General features: G+C 48.2%; 19 protein-coding genes. 9 read left to right on the forward strand and 10 right to left on the reverse strand.

Features of this window, described 5'->3' with window-relative positions; translation table 11 throughout:
- Positions 1–20 precede the first annotated feature (20 nt).
- The 4 genes from ACY652_RS03825 to ACY652_RS03840 form a co-directional block, all read right to left on the reverse strand.
- Positions 21–554 carry an LptE family protein gene (locus ACY652_RS03825; protein ID WP_462266652.1) on the reverse strand — a complete coding sequence of 178 codons (534 nt, stop codon included), beginning with the start codon at positions 552–554 and terminating at the stop codon, positions 21–23.
- Positions 555–562: 8 nt separating this feature from the next.
- Positions 563–1,798, reverse strand: coding sequence for a sigma-54 interaction domain-containing protein (locus ACY652_RS03830; RefSeq protein ID WP_462266653.1), 1,236 nt, complete (start codon positions 1,796–1,798; stop codon positions 563–565).
- Positions 1,799–1,858: 60 nt separating this feature from the next.
- On the reverse strand, positions 1,859–2,215 hold the full coding sequence (locus ACY652_RS03835; protein WP_462266654.1) for a four helix bundle protein: 357 nt from the start codon (positions 2,213–2,215) through the stop codon (positions 1,859–1,861).
- 71 nt (positions 2,216–2,286) lie between these two features.
- Positions 2,287–3,771, reverse strand: a complete 1,485-nt coding sequence (locus tag ACY652_RS03840) for a MiaB/RimO family radical SAM methylthiotransferase (RefSeq protein WP_462266655.1) — start codon at positions 3,769–3,771, stop codon at positions 2,287–2,289.
- 217 nt (positions 3,772–3,988) lie between these two features.
- Between ACY652_RS03840 and ACY652_RS03845 the strand changes: the two genes are divergently transcribed.
- Both ACY652_RS03845 and ACY652_RS03850 read left to right on the forward strand, forming a co-directional pair.
- Complete coding sequence (locus ACY652_RS03845; protein WP_462266656.1) at positions 3,989–4,432, forward strand: DUF1801 domain-containing protein; 444 nt, start codon at positions 3,989–3,991, stop codon at positions 4,430–4,432.
- Between the two features lie 115 nt (positions 4,433–4,547).
- Complete coding sequence (locus ACY652_RS03850; protein ID WP_462266657.1) at positions 4,548–6,347, forward strand: hypothetical protein; 1,800 nt, start codon at positions 4,548–4,550, stop codon at positions 6,345–6,347.
- A gap of 258 nt (positions 6,348–6,605) precedes the next feature.
- On the opposite strand, the gene ACY652_RS03855 is transcribed toward ACY652_RS03850, so the two are convergent.
- Positions 6,606–7,097 carry a hypothetical protein gene (locus ACY652_RS03855; protein ID WP_462266658.1) on the reverse strand — a complete coding sequence of 164 codons (492 nt, stop codon included), beginning with the start codon at positions 7,095–7,097 and terminating at the stop codon, positions 6,606–6,608.
- 148 nt (positions 7,098–7,245) lie between these two features.
- Between ACY652_RS03855 and ACY652_RS03860 the strand changes: the two genes are divergently transcribed.
- Positions 7,246–9,363, forward strand: a complete 2,118-nt coding sequence (locus ACY652_RS03860) for a prolyl oligopeptidase family serine peptidase (RefSeq protein WP_462266659.1) — start codon at positions 7,246–7,248, stop codon at positions 9,361–9,363.
- A 90-nt stretch (positions 9,364–9,453) separates the two neighbouring features.
- On the opposite strand, the gene ACY652_RS03865 is transcribed toward ACY652_RS03860, so the two are convergent.
- From ACY652_RS03865 to folP, 3 genes are all read right to left on the reverse strand, one after another.
- Positions 9,454–10,044, reverse strand: coding sequence for a hypothetical protein (locus tag ACY652_RS03865; protein ID WP_462266660.1), 591 nt, complete (start codon positions 10,042–10,044; stop codon positions 9,454–9,456).
- A gap of 114 nt (positions 10,045–10,158) precedes the next feature.
- Positions 10,159–10,647: a DUF421 domain-containing protein gene (locus tag ACY652_RS03870; RefSeq protein ID WP_462266661.1), complete on the reverse strand. Its 489-nt coding sequence runs from the start codon at positions 10,645–10,647 to the stop codon at positions 10,159–10,161.
- 118 nt (positions 10,648–10,765) lie between these two features.
- Complete coding sequence (folP, locus tag ACY652_RS03875; RefSeq protein ID WP_462266662.1) at positions 10,766–11,620, reverse strand: dihydropteroate synthase; 855 nt, start codon at positions 11,618–11,620, stop codon at positions 10,766–10,768.
- A 70-nt stretch (positions 11,621–11,690) separates the two neighbouring features.
- On the opposite strand from folP, the gene ACY652_RS03880 reads away from it, so the two are divergent.
- The 6 genes from ACY652_RS03880 (at position 11,691) to ACY652_RS03905 (ending at position 18,732) form a co-directional block, all read left to right on the forward strand.
- Positions 11,691–12,230, forward strand: coding sequence for a DUF1599 domain-containing protein (locus ACY652_RS03880; protein ID WP_462266663.1), 540 nt, complete (start codon positions 11,691–11,693; stop codon positions 12,228–12,230).
- Positions 12,227–13,378, forward strand: coding sequence for a BT_3928 family protein (locus ACY652_RS03885; protein WP_462266664.1), 1,152 nt, complete (start codon positions 12,227–12,229; stop codon positions 13,376–13,378). The genes ACY652_RS03880 and ACY652_RS03885 overlap by 4 nt, the downstream gene beginning before the upstream one ends.
- 3 nt (positions 13,379–13,381) lie before the next feature.
- Positions 13,382–14,440, forward strand: coding sequence for an ABC transporter permease (locus ACY652_RS03890; protein ID WP_462266665.1), 1,059 nt, complete (start codon positions 13,382–13,384; stop codon positions 14,438–14,440).
- Positions 14,441–14,444: 4 nt separating this feature from the next.
- On the forward strand, positions 14,445–14,948 hold the full coding sequence (locus ACY652_RS03895) for a shikimate kinase (RefSeq protein WP_462266666.1): 504 nt from the start codon (positions 14,445–14,447) through the stop codon (positions 14,946–14,948).
- Between the two features lie 77 nt (positions 14,949–15,025).
- Complete coding sequence (locus tag ACY652_RS03900; protein ID WP_462266668.1) at positions 15,026–16,690, forward strand: glutamine--tRNA ligase/YqeY domain fusion protein; 1,665 nt, start codon at positions 15,026–15,028, stop codon at positions 16,688–16,690.
- 518 nt (positions 16,691–17,208) lie between these two features.
- On the forward strand, positions 17,209–18,732 hold the full coding sequence (locus tag ACY652_RS03905) for an ArnT family glycosyltransferase (protein ID WP_462266669.1): 1,524 nt from the start codon (positions 17,209–17,211) through the stop codon (positions 18,730–18,732).
- Between the two features lie 185 nt (positions 18,733–18,917).
- On the opposite strand, the gene ACY652_RS03910 is transcribed toward ACY652_RS03905, so the two are convergent.
- Complete coding sequence (locus ACY652_RS03910; protein WP_462266671.1) at positions 18,918–19,673, reverse strand: glycosyltransferase family 2 protein; 756 nt, start codon at positions 19,671–19,673, stop codon at positions 18,918–18,920.
- Positions 19,666–20,961: a glycosyltransferase gene (locus tag ACY652_RS03915; protein WP_462266672.1), complete on the reverse strand. Its 1,296-nt coding sequence runs from the start codon at positions 20,959–20,961 to the stop codon at positions 19,666–19,668. Before ACY652_RS03915 ends, ACY652_RS03910 begins: the two co-directional genes overlap by 8 nt.
- Between the last annotated feature and the right edge of the window lie 31 nt (positions 20,962–20,992).

Consider the following 20,992-nt stretch of genomic DNA (forward strand, 5'->3'; position numbering starts at 1 on the left):
AGGTTGAAACTATGAAATTCCTACCAATTTGCAAAGGCCCGGTTAAAAATATCTTCGGTAAGCTGCTGGTTGATGCGCTGTATCAGCGTTTGCTCCTGGGCAGCCAGATCACCCGAAAAATCGACAAAACGCGTAAAGCTTTGCTCGTAATTATACTTTTTCTCGAAAGCGTTTACATATTTTACGTTTACAGTGATGGATAAACGGGTAGCATTGGCTATGGGCGCCTGGTTATTATTGGTGGCCTGCACCGATACCGGCGCCAGCGTGTAGCTGGTAATAGCGCCGGTAAGGCTGGCCCCGGTTGCAGCAGCGCCAACTTCGGGGTTTTGGGTGAGTACCAGCCGGGTTTGCGAGCGGATGCGGTTTTTTAAAGCCTCCGTAAATGCCTGGCTCAGGTTAGATACCACTAAAGGGGCCGTATTTTCAAAATAGCCCACATAGATGTTTTTCATTTCACCGGGTATAGAAGCGCCGCTCAGGCTTACCGAGCAGGATGGAAATAAGCCGATGATGGCTATCAGTACAGCAACTACAATACGATATCTTTTCATTAATGCTTTTATAAATTCAGTTCTTTAATTTTACGGTACAGGGTACGCTCGGATATGCCCAGCTCATTGGCGGCCAGTTTGCGTTTGCCCTTATGCTTCTTTAGCGCCTTGCGTATTAAATCCGATTCTTTTTCTATCAGGGATAACGATTCTTCTACCTCTTCCGCGTGGTGGGTAATAAAACTATCATTAGCCGCCGGCTGGGCAGAAGGCGGCTGTATGGTAAACTGCGGCTGTTCCTGGTGTACCGGCAATTCCAGGTCGGGATAAATTTTATTAAGCGTTTGAATGTTGCCGCTATAATTACCCGGCCCGGCGCCATTCTCAATAATCTCAGCCACCAGCTTTTTCAGCTCCACCATATCGCGCTTCATGTCAAACAATACCTTATACAAGATGTCGCGCTCCGAAAAATCTTCCTTCGGCTGGTTTTCTACCCGCATAGGCAGCGTACTGCGGCCGCTCTCATAAGGGATATAAGTTTGCATGGTTTGAGCCGTAATGGTACGGTCGCGCTCTAATACGGCCAACTGCTCGGCCATATTTTTTAGCTGCCGTACATTGCCGGGCCATGAGTAGTTCATGAGTATTTGCTGCGCGCCTTCATCCAGTTGGATAGGCGGCGTGCGGTACTTATCGGTAAAGTCGGCCGCAAACTTGCGGAACAGCAGGTAAATATCCTCTTTACGGTCGCGCAGGGGCGGGATGCGCAGGGGAACGGTATTCAGGCGGTAGTATAAATCTTCGCGAAACTTACCCGATTTTACCGCTTCATATACATCTACATTGGTAGCCGCTGTTACCCGAACGTTGGTTTTTTCTACCTTAGAGGAACCGACACGGATAAACTGCCCCGACTCCAGCACCCGCAGCAAACGGGCCTGGGTACCCAGCGGCATCTCACCTATTTCATCCAAAAAAATGGTGCCGCCGTTCACCGTTTCAAAATAGCCTTTACGCTCGCCTACCGCACCTGTGTAAGCGCCTTTTTCGTGCCCAAACAATTCCGAATCGATTGTCCCCTCGGGTATGGCGCCGCAGTTCACCGCAATAAAGGGCCCGTGCTTGCGCGGACTCAGCTGATGGATAATGTGCGAAAACGCCTCTTTTCCGCTACCGCTTTCGCCGGTTATCAGCACCGAAATATCGGTAGGCGCAACCTGGTTGGCTATGTCTATCGCCCTGTTCAGCAACGGCGAATTGCCGATGATGCCAAAGCGTTGTTTTATTTCCTGTACATTCATTTTTAAGGGAATCAAGAGTTAAGAATCAGGAATCAAGATGGTGTACATTCTTAACCATGTTTAGATAGATGTGATTTTTGCGTCAGTCAAAATATATTCACGAAAATTGAAAAGCATTTTTTGAATTTCACTGATTAGTTCCAAGAGTTGTTTCAATAATTCCTTTGAACCATAGGTCCTGCGCTCACAATTCAGTAATTGTGTTTCCAATTTATACAATGATGATATGGGAGTTGACAAAAATTCAGCAAAGTGCAGACTTGTTCGTTTTCCTGTGCCTTCGGCTATATTTGATGGGACGGATACAGAGCACCTGTTAATTTGATCTATTAAATTATACTTCTCATTAACAGGTAGTCCTTTTGAATATTCAAAAACCAAATCAGCCAAATCCATTGATTTCTGCCAGACTTTCAAATTCTTGAAGTTATGCCGTGTAGTACTCATTCAGATATTTATCCTGATTCCTGACTCTTGGTTCCCTCCCCTCAAACTATCACTCCGATCAAAGTTGCCGTGGTACATCTATCCACCAGCACATTTACATATTGCCCCGGCTTACAGCCTTCAACTACCGGGAATACCACCATGGCGTTCTGGTCGCTGCGGCCGCAGTAGTCCTGATTTGATTTTTTAGAGAAGCCCTCGATCAACACCCGCTGCACCTTACCTACCTGCTTTTGCAGGCGCTGGTACGAATACTGCTGCTGCTTAGCGATAATCTCTTTTAACCGGCGGCTCTTAACCGGCTCGGGTATATCATCCGCATAGCGTTTGGCGGCTAAAGTGCCCGGCCGCTCCGAGTAGGAGAACATATAGGCAAAGTCATACTGCACATAATCCATCATGCTCAGGGTGTCCTGGTGCTCTTCTTCGGTTTCGGAGCAAAACCCGGTAATCACATCCGTAGAGATGGCACATTGCGGCATGATGCGGCGAATGGCATCTACCCGGTTAAGGTACCACTCGCGGTCATAAGTACGGTTCATCAAATCCAGCACGCGGCTGTTGCCTGACTGTACCGGCAGGTGAATATATTTACAGATATTATCATGCCGCGCCATTGTGTACAGCACTTCATCAGTAATATCTTTAGGATGTGAGGTAGAAAAGCGAACACGCAGGTCGGGACTGATTGAGGCCACCATTTCCAGCAAGTTGGCAAAATTAACTACCCCTCCAACCTCCCCGAAGGGAAGGCTTTTGTTATGCTGATTGTTTAGTCCGCCAATGCTCCCCTCCCCTTCGGGGAGGACGGGTGGGGTGAATTTATAAGAGTCAACATTCTGGCCCAATAGCGTTACCTCGCGGTAGCCCTGGTTAAACAAAGCTTCGCATTCGGCAATAATGGATTGCGGGTCGCGGCTGCGCTCGCGACCCCGGGTAAAGGGCACCACACAAAAGGAGCACATATTATCGCAGCCACGCATAATGGAAACAAAGGCGTTGATCCCATTGCTGTTTAACCGCACCGGGTTAATATCGGCATAGGTTTCCTCGCGCGACAGCAGCACATTTACGGCCTTTTGCCCTTCATCCACCTGGTCAATCAGGTTAGGCAGATCACGGTAGGCATCGGGGCCTACCACCACGTCAACCAATTTCTCTTCTTCTAAAAACCTGGCTTTCAGCCGCTCGGCCATACAGCCCAGCACGCCTACTATCATGCCCGGATTTTTGATCTTGGCAATGGTAAACTCCTTAAGGCGGTTGCGTACCCGCTGCTCGGCGTTCTCGCGTATGGAGCAGGTATTGATAAAGATAACATCGGCCACCTTAAAATCATTGGTGGTTTCAAAACCCTGACCGGTTAATATAGAGGCCACAATTTCACTGTCCGAAAAGTTCATGGCGCAGCCATAGCTTTCAATGTACAGCTTGCGTCCATCTTTCTTTTCAGCCTTCGTTTCCAGCAATAATGCCTCTCCCTGCCTGCTCTCGTCGTGCGTTTTATCCGGAATTAACAAATCCATCAATCTTAAAATTTTAGCGCAGCAAAAATACGCAAAAAAATATTTACCAAATGACACTTTGGCAGTATTTAAACATTGCCCTATCTTGCACACACCATATTGCCATGCGTATTTATTGACCAAATCCTGATTAGATACAGGTTTGAAATTAGTGTATCACTAAAAACAAGGCGGGATTTAAACAGGCAAAACAAGTAACCTACCATTTAACATTGATATGAACGTACAACAGCAAATTGAAAAGTGTATAACCAGCCAGCCTGAAGTAAAGCGCAGTGATATGGAAGCGTTGCACAAACTTATACTTAAAGTACTGCCAACAGGTAAATTATGGTTCGATGAGGGTATAAACAGTGAAAACCAAACCATTAACAACCCAACCATAGGGTACGGAACGCACACCACGAAGTACGCTAACGGAAAAACCAGGGAGTTTTTTCAGATTGGGATGAGTGCGAACAAAACCGGAATATCGATATACATTCTTGGCATTGCAGATAAGACCTACTTAGCCCAAACGTATGGAAAAGAAATAGGTAAGGCGGGCATAACCGGGTATTGCATCAGGTTCAAAACGCTGAAAGATATAAATACTGATACACTGGAAGCGGCAATACGGTACGGGGTTAAGGTTACAAGTGAACGTCAGATTTCAAACTAAGATACTACCCAATAGCTGTAACATTTATAAGTTGATGTATAAATACTTATATTGGTGGAGTTATATTGTAAGCACAACAAGCAAACACCGGCATCAACAGGCCGCCTGATTATTCATGACCGTTAGTTTTTTAGGATATACCTGCAGGAAAAAGATATTTTACCCCGTTATCAGCCTCATTGGCCTTGTACTGATTGCATCATTATTAATTAACCGCTATTGGTCGCCCATACTGGCGGCCAAAGTAAAAAGTGTAGTGCAGCGCAGTACAGACAGCCTCTATACTGTAGATTTTACCGATGCCAAACTAAATATCCTGCAAGGCAAGCTTACTATCTACAACATTACCCTGAAACCTGACATGGCAGTGTACAAGCGCCGTAAGCTGCAGCGCCTTGCGCCCAATAACCTCTATACGCTACAGGTAAAGAAACTGGTGCTCAGGCGCATTCACCCATTACAATTATATTTCAAAAACAAACTGGAGATTGAGCAGGTGGTTTTAAGCGCCCCCAAGCTGGAGGTTCAGTACCAGCTAAACCATACCCGTGATTTAACCCCTCCGGATGGCCGCACGCCTTGGCAGCGCATCAGGCCTGTGCTTAAATCCTTACACATCAAGGAAATCAACCTGAATGATATCAAGCTAACCTATGATGACTATTCTGCCCGTAAATCAACCCGGTTTGCCTTGCAGGAAATGAACATTACCGCTAAAGATCTGCTTATTGATTCGGCCACACAGCAGGAGCAATCAAGATTTTTGTATTGCAGGGATATTATTACCGAGCTGTACAACTATGAGGGGCAGTCTGATAACAACCTGTACCGGTATGATGTTAAATCGCTGATATTTTCCACCCGCACCTCGCAGCTACAGGCTACCGGTTTAAACTTTACCCCGGCCCAACCCGAGGTATATTACCGGCAGGCCATGCACAACCGCTACACCATTCACCTGGATACATTGCGGGCCGATCAGTTTGATTATCAGAATTACACCAAATATCACATTATCAACTGCGCCAGGTTATCGCTCAGCGGCGGACGTTTAAATTTTACCAGCAACGCCGCTATAGACTCGGCCAGCAAAAAAAACAAACTGGGCAGTTTCCCCAATGTGGCTATCCACCGCATTAACAGCAAATTCCGTATTGACAGTGTTGCACTAAGAAACATTGATATTAAGTATGAGGCCTATAGCAAACGCTCAAAAAAAACCGGCTACGTAGGGTTTAACCGTACCAGCGGAATGATACTCAATGTAACCTCGGACAGCGCTGCGCTTAAAAGAAACCATACAGCCACCATGTACTTTACCACCTGGCTGATGAACAAGGGCCGCGCCGACCTGCAGTTCAGATTCAACCTTACAGACAGTGCCAAATCTTATACTGCACAGGGGCTGGTAGGCACCATGCCATTATCCGCACTTAACCCGGCCATCAAGCCGCTGGGACTGATTGACTTAAAGGGAGGGCAGTTGCAGCAATTCAGCTTCAACTTGCAGGGCAACCGCAAGCGAACCTACGGGCAACTGAAATTTTTGTACAATAACCTGAAGGTGCATGTTTTACGGCCCGATACCATCAATGATAAATTTAAACACTTTGCCATCGGCTCCATCTTCGCCAACTACATTATCCTGAAGCATAACAACCCTGATACTGCCGGGGCAGCGCCGCGTACCTTCCCGGTAAGCTATATACGGCCCGATAATGCAGGTTTTTTTAAGACACTGTTTAAAACCCTGCTGCCCGGCATAAAAGCAAGCATCGGCTATGGCGCCGCTGTAGAAAAGCAATTGAAAGCTACCATGCTGGAGCACCGGCTAAAAAAGCAGCAACGATTATTAAAGAAGCAGCAGCGCAAACAACGCAAAGCCCCGCAGCCCAAAACAGGTCATTCATCTTAAGAGTAATGCCGCTGATTTATTTTTGCGGCTGCATCTGCAGCCTTGATTTCGGGGCCGAAAGCAGGCCGTTACAAATTGCAACCCCTTGGTACCTGCCGTACCAGCCCAAAACCTGGTTGCCTCCCAGTGCAACCCGCTATTTATGGCACTTAATGGACACTAATTGCTTTTTATGAACTTTTTTGGCTTTTTATGGACTTTTATCACCTGTATCAGCGGCTTAATGGCGCAAACGGGATATAGTTTTGCCCGTACTTGTTATTTCACCATTGCCGGGGTTTCAGTAAGCTCCTGCTGTTCATCATAGCTCAGTTTCAGGTCTTCACCTGTTTTAGCAACAGTGGGCCGTATGGTAACAAACCGGGCAATTAATAAGGCCGATACCAGCAGGTATAATAAGTTACCTGTAATTATATAAGCTACAATACCAAATAACGATGCCCCTTCCAAAGGCGCATAGCAGGCAATCAATGCCGTTTGATAAGCCGTCATCTTAGCTTGCAGCGTTGGTTGGGCTATTGCTTTTTTAATAAGCTGTGTAAACAAAAACATGCTGATGGCCACAGCAACTATAGCAATAAGTGGCACCAGATAAGTAAACACTTTATCATTCTGCCGGTTACCGGCAGCCGGGTGCAAAACCGCAACGGCAATAATTCCGAAAAGCACCTGCCCTGCAAGCAAAGCCAGATGGATAATGGTAATGACCTTTTGGGCTGCTTTAGGCGCTTGTATAGTAGGGATGTTCATAACGGTTTATAAAGTGGTAAAACTACAAGATTTAAAATCGGGATAATGTTTTATCATGAATATACCCGATTATATATAAAGTGCGGCCAACCCTGGTACTACCTGAACATAAATTGCCTATATTTAATTTTCGTTTAAACCTTCATGCATGAAAACCACTTATTTATGGGCTGCTGCATTGTTTTGCTACGGCAGCAGTAATGCACAATCTATGAAACCAACCTCCATCAGTTACCCGCAAACCAAGAAGGGTACGGTTACCGATACTTATTTTGGCACCGAAGTGCCCGACCCCTACCGCTGGCTTGAAGACGACCGCGCCGACGATACCAAAGCCTGGGTACAGGCCGAAAACAAGGTAACGCAGGACTATTTATCAAAAATTTCATACCGGCAAGCCATTTACCAGCGCCTGGAAAAATTATGGAATTATGAAAAGTTTGGTGCGCCATTTAAGCGTGGCGAATACCTGTACTTCTACAAAAACAACGGCCTGCAAAACCAGGCTGTACTATACCGACAAAAGGAGAACGGCCAGCCTGAAGTTTTTTTAGACCCTAATAAGTTTTCGGCTGACGGTACTACGTCCTTATCGGGCATCAGCTTTACTAAAGATGGCAGCCACGCCGCCTACCAGTTGTCGGAAGGTGGCTCCGACTGGACAAAAGTTGTAATCATGCGTACAGCCGATAAAAGCATCATTGGCGATACGCTGAAAGATGTAAAGTTTTCGGGCCTGGCCTGGAAAGGTACCGAAGGCTTTTACTACAGCAGCTATGATAAGCCCAAAGCCGGCAGCCAGCTTTCGGGATTGACACAATATCATAAACTGTATTACCACAAAACCGGTACACCGCAAACCCAGGACTGGCTGATATTTGGCGGCGAGCAAACCCCGCGGCGGTATATCGGTGCTTACCTTACTGAGGATGAGCAATATCTGGTGATCAGTGCGGCAAATTCCACCACCGGTAATGAACTGTACCTGCAGGATATAAGCCGTCCGGGCAGTGCTATTGAAACCATTGTTAATAATTTTGACAATGAGCACCAGGTGGTAGATAATGAGGGAAGCCGCCTGTTTATCCATACCAACCTGTATGCACCAAATTACCGGCTGGTTACTACCGAGGCTTCGCACCCAAACCCGGCCGACTGGCAGGTGCTTATTCCGCAAACTAAAGATGTGCTTACCGTTTCTACCGGCGGCGGCAAGCTGTTTGCCGAATACCTGAAGGATGCCACCTCGCTGGTACAGCAGTACAGCCACAGCGGCAAACCGGAACGCACCATTACCTTACCGGCAGTGGGTACCGCAGGCGGGTTCAGCGCCCGCCGGCAGGATCAGGAATTGTATTATACATTTACCTCCTATATCTATCCTACTACCATATTTAAATATGATATTACCTCCGGGCAATCATCATTGTATAAGAAGCCAGCTGTGGTATTTAATCCGGCTGATTATGAATCCAAGCAGGTATTTTATCCGTCTAAGGATGGCACCAAGATTCCGATGATCATCACTTACAAAAGAGGAACGATATTGAATGGCCATAACCCTACATTGCTGTATGGCTATGGCGGTTTCAGCATCAGTTTAACGCCTGCGTTCAGCACTTCCAACATCATCTTGCTGGAACATGGTGGTATCTATGCCGTTCCCAACCTGCGTGGAGGAGGTGAGTATGGCGAAAAATGGCACCGGGCGGGCATCAAACTGAAAAAGCAGAATGTATTCGATGATTTTATCGCTGCTGCGGAATATCTGATTAAGAATAAATACACCTCCAAAGATTACCTGGCCGTTTCGGGCGGCTCCAACGGCGGCTTGCTGGTAGGTGCGGTATTGACCCAGCGGCCCGACCTGTTTAAAGTAGCGTTTCCGGCGGTAGGTGTGCTGGATATGCTGCGCTATAACCAGTTTACGGCGGGTGCAGGCTGGGCTTATGATTATGGCACAGCACAGGAATCGGCGGATATGTTTAACGAATTATACCGCTACTCGCCTTACCATGCCCTGAAACCGCAAACTTACCCGGCCACTTTGGTAACCACTGCCGACCATGACGACCGTGTAGTACCTGCCCACTCTTTTAAATTTGCCGCCCGCCTGCAGGAGATGCAGCAGGGTACGGCCCCGGTGCTAATCCGCATTGAAACCAAGGCAGGCCACGGCGCAGGCAAATCCACCCAGCAGGTGATTAATGAGCAGGCCGACAAATGGGCATTTATGTTTTACCAGATGGGTTTGGAATGGAAGTGATGAAACTTAGTACTTCATCAAATTCCTTTTAAACCCAAAGCGGGTGTTACTGATAAAGTAACACCCGCTTTGGGTTTAAAATTTATATTTTTAGTCATGACCATAGCCACGATTATTGTCACGACCGTGATTCCGGTTTCCATTGCCCCGGCCATTGTTTCCGTTTCCATGTCCGTTGTTGTAATGACCATTGTTGCCATTACCACGTCCGTTATTTAACCGACCGCGGTTTCCGTTTCCGTTGCTATACTGGTCGTTATTGTTGCCGCGCCAGTGGTTCTTGTAATGCTCATCGCGGCTATCGCGAATCAAAGCCTGATCATGGCGACCACGATAGTTGGCGTAATGTGAGCGGTAGTAATCGGCACGATTCCAGGGGCTGGCCTGATTTACCACCACTTTGTAGCCATTATAAACATCGTAATTACTATAACGTGAAGGCAAGTTGCCGGCATGTATCCAGCGGTTGTTTTGTAAGTATACGTATTGATGGCCTGGAACATCATAATAAGTATCAATATCAGGCATGTAATAATAATTAGCCTGGTCATAGCCTACCGGGCCCCAATCAGGCTGGCTGCCAATGTTTATGTTTACACTGGCCCTGATCTGTGCCTCGGCGGCAGAATTGAAGGCGACGGCACTAAATGCGATAGCGGCTGTGATAATTAGCTTTTTCATAGTTGTAAAATTTGCAGGTATGACACCCGGAAATCACAAACGTTTAACAGTCGCATGTATCAGTTTGGTTACGATAATAATATTGTAGCCGTTCAACGAAGCTGATACCCGCTTCTAACTCTTTTTTACCACACTGATTTTACCGCTTGATTCCATGTAAACTTCCTCAATTTCAGCCAGACTATTGGTACCGCCTTGTGTGCGTATATCGCTCATCAGGTCTTTTTTATTCATCATGGCCTGCGCTAAATTTTCTTCCTGCACCTGTCCGTTTTTAACCAACAGCAATTGCTCGCCCTTCACGTGCTTTCTGATGAAATCATATCTCAAGGTTAGCCAGTCCATAAAGCGATGCAATACAACCAGCGCCAGGCAACTGGCCACTGTAGGCACAAAGGGGGATGCCCCTACTACCGCCCGGCTCAATACAGCACCTAACAATAAGGCCACCGTATTATCAAAAGCCGACTTCTTACCAAAAGTACGGCGCCCGGAGATGCGAATTAATACTAAGGCTGCAAAATATATTACCACTGCACGGCAGCACATCTGGCTTACCGATAAATCTTTTCCAACACCAAAAATATGCTCAATTACATCCATAGCTACGCAAATCCTTACACTTTTTAACCCATACCTAACATTAGGATAATCTGAATTTAACGCTTATTAAGAATAAAGGTGTTTGCTTTTGTATAGGTATTGATGGCAATGCCGTTTATTATCCACTTACAGCCTGCCACAGCTTAACCGCTTCTACAGCTTCTTTCACATCATGCACCCGTAGTATAGAAGCGCTTTTACCAAGTGCAATGGTATTTAATATGGTGGTACCATTCAACGCTTCACCGGCATTGGTATTCAGCAAACCGTAAATCATGCGCTTGCGCGATACGCCGGCCAGTACAGGCAAACCCAACAGCTGAAAATCCTGCAGCCGGTTCAGCAAAGCGTAGCTGTGTTCCGCTTTTTTGGCAAAGCCGAAGCCGGGATCAATAATCACATCATGCACGCCCAATAGCCGCAATTGATGGTACTTTTCGGTAAAGTAATCCAGCACCTCATGAAATACATCTTGATATTGGGCCAGTTGTACCATGTTTTGGGGTGTGCCTTTCATGTGCATCAATATATAAGGCACCTGCAGGCGGGCTACGGTGGCAAACATGGTTTCATCCAGCTGTCCGCCCGAAACATCGTTAATGATATGCGCACCGGCCCTAACAGAAGCTTCGGCTACCGGGGCACGAAAGGTATCTATGGAAATTACCGCTTCAGGATAACGGCTCACTACGGCTTCAACGGCGGGCAGCAGCCGGTCGGTTTCCTCCTGCACCGAAATATCATTGGCACCGGGGCGTGAAGAATAGGCGCCCATATCCAGAAAGGTAGCGCCATCGGCCAGCATCTTCCCGGCTTGCTCCAAAACGGCATCAGTATCAGTTTTACGGCTGTCGGCGTAAAAAGAATCGGGCGTTAAGTTGATAATGCCCATTGCCCTGGGTTGGGTTAAATCAATAAGGCGGCCACGGGCGTTAATGGTGGTCTTTTTATGAAAAACTGTATCTTTAGCCATTCAGGAGAAGGGCGTGCTTTAACCGGCTGCTGCCCGTACAAATATCAAACAAAATTTAACTTCTACCCACTTGAGCAATACCGCCGCCGAATATGATGCTGTAATAGAGGTATGTAAAAACCTGTTCATCAAAAAAACACGCGATTATGGCACTGCCTGGCGCATCCTCCGGCTATCGTCAATTACCGACCAGATTTTTATTAAGGCCCAGCGCATCCGAACGCTGGAAGAAAAAAAGGTATCTATGGTGGGCGATGACGTTACCGGCGAATATATCGGCATCGTCAACTACTGCCTGATTGCCATGATGCAGTTGGAGTGCGGCCCGGATACCCCTGTAGAGCTTTCGCCTGAACACGTAAGCCGCCTGTTTGACCATTATGCCAATGATACCCGCAACCTGATGTTTGCCAAGAACCACGATTACGGCGAGGCATGGCGCGATATGCGCATTAGCTCCCTTACCGACCTGATACTGATGAAGCTGCTGCGTGTAAAGCAAATAGAGGACAATGCCGGGCAAACATTGGCCTCCGAAGGCGTACAAGCCAATTACCAGGATATGCTCAACTACTCGGTATTTGCACTGATTAAACTGGGCGTAAAATGAAGAATGCACTCATCTGGTTTTGCCGCATCGCGGTAGGCCTGCTCTTTATCTTTTCAGGGCTGATTAAAGCGAATGACCCGCTGGGCTTTTCCTATAAACTACAGGAATATTTTGAGGTGTTCCACCTTACGGCGTTAAATGGTTTGGCGCTTAGTTCGGCCATATTGCTTTGCGCACTGGAAATGATTTTAGGCTTCGCCCTGCTTATCGGCATCCGCATTAACAGTGTGGCCTGGGGGCTGTTGCTGTTGATCATCTTTTTCGGCTTCCTTACCTTTTACTCTGCCTATTTTAAAGTTGTGCAAACCTGCGGCTGCTTTGGTGACGCTATACCGCTTACCCCCTGGCAGTCGTTCGGTAAAGACATGGTGCTGCTGGCACTGGTGCTGGTACTGTTCTTTAACCGCAGGCAGCTAAAACTGCTCGTTAACCCAAAGGCCGAAATGGCGTTGCTGGCTGCGGCTGTTGTGCTATCGGTTGGCGTAGGCTTATACACCTACAATTTTTTGCCGGTGATTGATTTTCTGCCTTACAAAATTGGGGCTAATTTGCCCGATGAAATGAAAACACCGCCGGGTGCCAAACCCGATGAGTATGAGCTGACTTATCATTTAAAAAACAAAAAGACCAGTGCCGTTAAGGACATGACCGATAAGGACTACCTGAAAAGCGGCATCTGGAAAGACACCAACTGGGAAGTACAGGGCGACCCGGAACGCCGGCTGGTGAAAGCAGGCTTTACCCCCAAAATACGCGATTTAGCCATACAGGATGCGCAGGGCAATGCCTATACCGATGAACTGCTGTTGAACCCCTTCTATAGCTTATGGATAGTAGCCTATGATTTGGAGCATACCCATACGGAGGCTATCAACCGGGCCAATGCACTGGCTATCAACCTCACCCGTAATTATAACATCCGCACGGTGCTGCTTACTTCGGCTAATGTGCAGGAAGCTACTGCGTTTGCCAAAGCGCACCACCTGGTATCAGAAGTATTTTATGCCGATGGTGTACCGCTTAAAACCATGGTGCGGGCCAACCCCGGCATCATGCTGATGAAAAACGGCACGGTAGTGAACAAATGGCATTACCATACCCTACCCACCTATGACCGGCTGGTAAAGGAGTACCTGCAAAAACCATAAATTATGCTGAGTTACCTGCTGCGCAAAACCGCTTATGGGCTGGCTGTAATGCTGGGGGTAGCTACGGTGGTGTTTGTGCTGTTCAACATTCTGCCGGTTGACCCGGCGCGTATGACTCAGGGGCAGCGCAGCGATGTGCAATCCTTACAGGCCGTTCGTAAAGAGTTCGGGCTGGATAAACCGGTGCCGGTTCAATACCTGTATTACCTGAACGATTTATCGCCTGTTGGTATACATGAGCGCAGTACCGAGGCGCAGCAGCAATACCATTATCTTACGTTGTTTCCGGTAAGCCATTCCCATGTACTGGCACTTAAGTTTCCTTACCTGCGCCGCTCCTATCAAACCCATAAGGCGGTAGCGCGACTCCTGTCCGAAGTTATCCCCAATACATTAATTCTGGCAGTTACCGCTATGGCGATGGCTATCCTTATTGGGGTATGGCTGGGCGTCATCAGCGCCGTTTATCAGGGCAGCTGGATAGATAAGGTAGCAATGGCTTTTTCCGTATTAGGCATTTCGGCCCCTTCCTTTTTTGCAGGTATCATCATTGCCTGGCTGTTTGGCTTTGTACTGAGCCACTATACGGGGCTGGATATGTCGGGCAGCTTGTATAGCTACGATCCGTTTAGGGGCGAAGTGATCACCTGGCGCAATCTGATACTGCCCATGATTACGTTGGGCTTGCGCCCCCTGGCTATCATCGTACAGCTTACCCGCAATGCCATGCTGGATGTATTGAGCCAGGATTATATCCGCACGGCCAAAGCCAAAGGATTGAGCCAATGGCGTGTGGTATACCGCCATGCGCTGCCCAATGCGCTCAACCCGGTGATCACCGCCATTGCCAACTGGTTCGCTTCGCTGCTGGCCGGTTCGTTTTTTGTAGAATATGTGTTCGGGTACAACGGCTTGGGCAAGGTAACGGTAGATGCCCTCGAAATGTCGGACTTTCCGGTGATTATAGGTGCCATCCTTTTTATTGCGCTCATTTTTGTAGTGATCAATATACTGGTGGATTTGTTGTATGTATGGATTGACCCTCGGGTGAAACTCAGTTAACGTCATGATCATTTTTCTAACCGGATTTATGGGCTGCGGCAAAACCACCCTGGGCCGCAAACTGGCGGCCAGGCTTGGTCACGAGTTTATCGATTTAGACTATGTATTGGAAGCCCAGGCCGGCATGGGCATTCCGCAGTACTTTTTGCAGTTCGGTGAGGCGCATTTCAGGGCGATGGAGTCAAGGGTACTCAAAACGATGGATTACCCCAAAAACGCAGTAGTTTCTACCGGCGGCGGCCTGCCCTGCTTTTTCGATCACATGGCTTGGATGAACCGGCAAGGGAAAACGGTTTACATCAAGTTGTCGCCCAAAACCCTGGCCGCCCGGCTGGAGAACAGCAGGGCCAGCCGCCCCCTGCTGCATGACAAACACGGCGATGCCCTGATTGCCTTCATTGAAGAAAAGTTGGCAGAGCGCGAACCTTACTATACGCAAGCCAGCATTATTGCTGATGGCTTGAGTTTGACAGCGGAAAAGATGGAGGAGATATTGAAGGCAGGTTAAGTATCAGCTACCAATACACTTGCAACTCGTCCCCGTAAAATTTTACTACTTTTGCCATACCTGCTTAAAACAGCATTATGAGCGAAGAAAAATCACTGAACTTTATAGAGGAAATTATTGAGGAGGATATCCGCACCGGCAAGAACATGGGTAGGGTACATACCCGTTTCCCGCCCGAGCCGAACGGCTACCTGCATATTGGTCATGCCAAGTCTATCTGCTTAAACTTTGGCTTAGCCAAAAAATATAATGGCAAAACCAACCTGCGATTTGATGATACCAACCCGGTGACGGAAGATACCGAGTATGTGGAAAGCATTAAGGAGGATGTACGCTGGCTGGGCTTTGAGTGGGCCAATGAACTATATGCCTCCGATTACTTTGATTTACTGTATGCCTTTGCCCTTACCCTCATCAGGCAGGGGCTGGCCTATGTAGACGACAGCACTTCAGAAGAGATTGCCACGCAAAAAGGTACGCCTACCGAACCGGGTACGCCTAACACTTACCGCAGCCGTACAGTGGAAGAGAACATCCAGCTTTTTGAAGATATGAAGGCCGGCAAATACCCCGATGGTGCCAAAGTATTGCGGGCTAAAATCGACCTGGCCTCGCCCAATATGCTGCTGCGCGACCCGCTGATGTACCGCATTAAGCATGCGCACCACCACCGTACCGGCGATAAATGGTGCATTTACCCCATGTATGATTTTGCCCACGGCGAATCGGATTCGATTGAGGAAATCACCCACTCGCTGTGTACACTGGAGTTTGTAACCCACCGTGCCTTGTACGAATGGTTTATTGATAAGCTGGAAATCTTCCCTTCGCGCCAGTACGAGTTTGCCCGCCTGAACATGACCTATACCGTAATGAGCAAGCGCAAATTGCTGCAACTGGTAAACGAAGGCCATGTAGAGAATTGGGACGATCCGCGTATGCCCACCATCAGCGGCTTGCGCCGCCGGGGCTATACGCCGCATTCCATCCGTGAGTTTTGCGACCGTATTGGTATTGCCAAGCGCGAAAACATGATTGATGTGAGCCTGCTGGAGTTCTGCATTCGCGAGGATCTGAATAAAACCGCATGGCGCCGCATGGCCGTGCTCGACCCGGTAAAACTGGTAATCACCAACTATCCCGAAGGCCAGACCGAAACAATGTTTGGCGAAAACAACCCCGAAGTGGAAGGCGGTGAAGGTGGCCGCGACATTCCGTTTAGTCGCGAATTATATATTGAGCGCGAAGACTTTATGGAGGAACCAACCAAAAAGTACTTCCGCTTAGGCCCCGGCCTGATGGTACGCTTAAAGAATGCTTACATCATCAAATGTGAAAACTTTGTAAAAGATGCGCAAGGCAATATCACTGAGATATATTGCAGCCATTTAGCCGATTCTAAATCGGGCCATGATACCAGCGGCGTGAATGTAAAGGGCACTATCCACTGGGTAAGCGCCGCACATGCCAAACAGGCTGAAGTACGCCTGTATGAGCGCCTGTTCCAGGTGGAGGACCCCAGCAATGAGGAAGGCGATTTTAAGGAGTACTTAAATCCTGAAAGCTTACAGGTGCAAACCGCTTATATTGAACCTGACCTGGCTACTGCCCTGCCGGGTAAGGGCTATCAATTTATCCGTAAGGGCTATTTTACACTGGATAAAAATTCAGGCGCCGACAAACTGGTATTTAACCGTACGGTTACGTTGAAAGATACCTGGACAAAGGCGGCTAAGAAATAACTTGCCTGTCATTGCGAGCAACGAAGCAATCCCGTCGTTTACAGGGCGAAGAAGCATTGGCTACGGGATGGCTTCGTTCCTCGCCATGACAAAGTTTTTGATTCAGTTAAGGCCGTTGCAGTTAAGTAATGGCCTTAATTATTTCTGTTCATATCAAAACAGGATAAATGTTTTACTGCTTTATTCATGCTTAGCAAACCAAAATTACGCTTGCTCCTAACCTCTGATGCATACGCCCATACACTGCCCACGCTGTAAAAGCCAGGATTTGACTGTCCAAACCCGGTGGCGCTATTTGAAGTGGTTTGCGGTTGGGTTGATATTATCCATCTTTTGTATGCTTTTAATGGTGATTAATGTAGTGTTTTGGGTAAGTACGGCAGGTATGTGTATCTTCCTGTTAATCACGCTGGTATCATGGGCAAACTTTATTACCCATGAGCGTGACCGGGTTACCTGCAAGAACTGTGGGCATACATTTCTGTTAAAATAGCAGTGTAAGTTTATCAATGAAGCCGATGCCTAAAAATATAGTATACCTCATCATTGGCTTCTCGGTATTTAAGTTTTTGCTTCATCTGGCAGCAAATGCCAGCTACGGCCTGCATGCAGATGAATTATACTACATTGCCTTAAGCAAGCATTTGCAATGGGGCTACCTTGATAATTCACCGCTGATTGCGGTAATTACAGCTTTTTCTCGCTTTTTCTTTGGCGAATCTACGTTTGCCTATCGCATTTTACCTACGCTGTTTTCTGCGTTAACCGTAAGCTTTACCGGCTTAATCACTTATTATTTAGGAGGTAAGAGATTGGCGGTAGCTATTGCCTGTACGGCGATGCTGTGCTCTCCGGCCTTTTTAGCTACGGCCTATTTTCTGCAGCCGGTGGCTTTTGAGCAGTTTTTCTGGACGGTAGGTTTGTACTGCACTCTGCGTTATGTGCAAACCCGAAAGCCGGTTTTTATTTACGCTTGCGGACTGCTCTTGGGCCTGGGGTTGCTAAATAAATACACTATTCTGCTCTACTCAAGTGCCATTATCGCCGGTAATTTGTTCATAATCGGCCATAAAAGGCTTAAAAAGTCATTTTTTTTGAGGGCAGCATTTATTTGCCTGCTGGTTATACTGCCCAATATGATCTGGCAGGTGCAGCACCATTTTCCGGTGTTCAAGTATGTGCACCTGGTACACCAGCACCCCTCCTTTCATGGCATGGGCGACTACCTGTTTCAGTTCTCTTTCTTCCACGGCTCGGCAGTGGCGGTGTGGCTGGCGGGGGTGAGTTACCTGTTGCTGAAAAAAAGCCTGAGGCCCTACCGTTTTGTGGCCTGGGCATTTGTTATTACCTGCTTGCTACTGTTCATCCTGCAGGGCAAAATTTATTACGGACTGGGCGCCTTTCCGGCGGTAATAGCGGCGGGCGGCGTATGCTGGGAGGAAATGCTGAACCGTACCGTGGCCTTCTGGCGGTACAACTTGTTTGTGATACTGATACTCCCCGCACTCATCGCACTGCCGGCTGTAGTGCCCCTGCTGCCTTTCCCGCTCACGGTGCGGTATTTTAAGCTGATGAGCACCTACACCTACTTTACAGAGCCGCTTACCTGGGAGGACGGCCGGGTGCATCCCATTCCCCAGTTTTATGCCGACATGCTGGGCTGGCAGGAACTGGCGCGAAAAGTAACCGCCGTGTACCAGAAGCTAACGCCGGAGGAAAGAAAGCATACAGTAATCTGGGCCGAGCAGTACCCGGCAGCCGGTGCCCTCAGCTACTATGGCGGCCGGCAACTGCCGCCAGTGGTATCAGCCAATAACAGCTTTATCTTATGGTCGCCAAAGGAGTTGGATGCGCAAACGGTGATTTATATTACCCGGCCCGAAACGGATACCATCCGCCCGATGGCTAAAAACGTAATGCTGGCTGATAGTCTGACCTCTGCTTATGCACGGGAAAGGGGAATCAGGATTTACTTAATGCAGCAGCCGTCGGAACAATTTAAGCAAGCATATACAAAGCAGCGAAGCAGATTTACAGAATGATTGTGCAGCATGTAAAAATTGTCATTGCTGCGAGCGATAGTGCGACAACCGCAGGGAAGTATCTCAGCTTAAGTCTCCGTGCGGTTGCTTCGTTCCTCGCAATCACATTTGGTTAATTACATTGATTATCAGCTATTTAATACAAGATAGAAAAGATTTCCGCTGCAAAGATGGAAATCTTTCACTCAATCATTCGTCCGCCGGTGCCTTAACCAGTACCAGGCCAGATTAAAGGCAATCACCCCATGATTGAACAGCGTAGGCAGCAGGCCGTAATGGCGTTTCATAATGTCAAAGCGTTCCAGCAGGCTCTGCTTGTGTTTGGCTTTTGACATGCCGCCTACCAGGTACCGGGCTACGTACTGGTGCACGTTCACCATCTTTTTAGCTTTTTTGGCGGCCGTAAGTATCCAGTCAATATCCGCGCTTAGCTGGTACTGCGGGTAACAATAAGGCCCGGTAAGCGAACGGCGGATATAGATGGCTTGGTGGCTGATGCTCATGCCATACCTGAAACTGCGCCAGGTAAAGCGTTCGGGCGCTTTATGCCGCCGCCGGCCCAGGATGCGCCCGCCCTCATCAATCATCTCCGTTTCGCCATAATAAATATCAGCATCCGGCGCGGTGGCAAACAGTTTTGCTACGGTATCAGGCGCATATATCTCATCGCCGGAGTTCATGAACAGTACGTAATCGCCGGTAGCTAAGGCCAGCCCCTTATTCATGGCATCATAAATACCTTTATCCTTCTCACTGATCAATTTGCTGATATGCGGCCGGTAGCGTTCCAGTACGTCCAGCGTACCATCGGCAGAATCGCCATCAATCACCACATACTCAATATTGCCATAAGTTTGCCCGGTTACCGATAGCAGCGTACGCTCCACATCGTGCACATTGTTGTACACTACGGTAATAATACTCAGCCTGGGGTTAAACATGGGCCTCCTGTATGGCTGCGGGTGCGGCCAGTAATTGCTGGTAGCGCTGAATATGCTGTGCGGCCACTACGGTTTCCGAAAATTTATCCATTACCGTTTGCCGGGCCTGCTGCCGCACATGGGCGCGGCTGGGGTGCTGCCATACCCAGGCCATTCCTGCTGCAAAGCTTCCGGCCGAGCGGTATTCGGCCAGATAGCCGTTATGTTCATGCTGTACCATATCGGATATGCCCCCAGTGGTAAAGGCTACCACAGGCGTACCGCAACTTAAACTTTCCATCACGGTGTAAGGCAGGTTATCTTCCAGCGAGGGAATCAGAAAGGCATCAGCCGCATTATAGCATTGCGCCAGCTTTTCATCGCTGTTTATTACCCCTAAAAAATGCGTCTTAAACGGAAACTCCGGCATGTTCTCGGTATCGCGGTTACCAAAGATCACCAGCTCTGCCTCACCGGCCCGGCTGCCCAACTGCGCCTTCAGCAGGTGCAGGCTTTCCAGCAGGTAGGCCCCGCCTTTGTGCAAATCCTTACGCGAAGGCATAAAACCGGTCAGGAAGATAAATTTATCCGCAGGTAAACCCAACGCCTGCCGGGCATCTGTTTGGCTGCCCGGCGCAAATACATCCGTTTCCAGCGTATTGGGGATTTGCAGCAACGGCTTGCCCCGCATCAAACTGGCCGCCTGTACCGATTGCTGCATCCAGGTGCTGGGCGCAATTACCGTAAAGGGCAGTTGCCGGTAAGCCTGATCTTTCTGCTGCCATATCTGGTTCGATTCATCATTAGGGCTTTCATTTTTCAACAAAGGACAGTTACCGCATTGCTGCTCAAAGTGGCGGCAGGTGTAGCGCACATGGCAGCCGCCGGTAAAGGCGTTACTGTCGTGAAACGTCCACACCACAGGCTTGCCTAACTTGGTGAGTTCGGCCAGATGGGCAGGGTTCATGAAGCTGTGGTTTACCCAGTGCAGATGTATCACATCAGCCGCCTTTACATCGGGGTGATGTATCACCGAACGGCCAAACCAGGCGAAAGAAAATGGCGTGCGTTTGCCGGGTTTAAGGTAAGCTTTGGCCAGCAGGCGTTCCAGCACGATAAGTCCGGCCGCCCAGGCTTTTTGCAGCGCATTGCGGTTAAAGGTGCCAATAGCCGCATTATTGCCAAATTTATAGTGTACAATTACTTTAGAATTGATATTTTGGCTGAGCAATGCACGATTGAGGCGCAGGCAGGCCCTTCCGGCCCCGCCGTTACCATCGTAAGTGTTTAAGTGCACTACCTTTAGCATGGCTCAAAAATAGGGTATTCAGCCTAACTTC

The organism is Mucilaginibacter sp., assembly GCF_965200995.1.
GTDB lineage: Bacteria > Bacteroidota > Bacteroidia > Sphingobacteriales > Sphingobacteriaceae > Mucilaginibacter.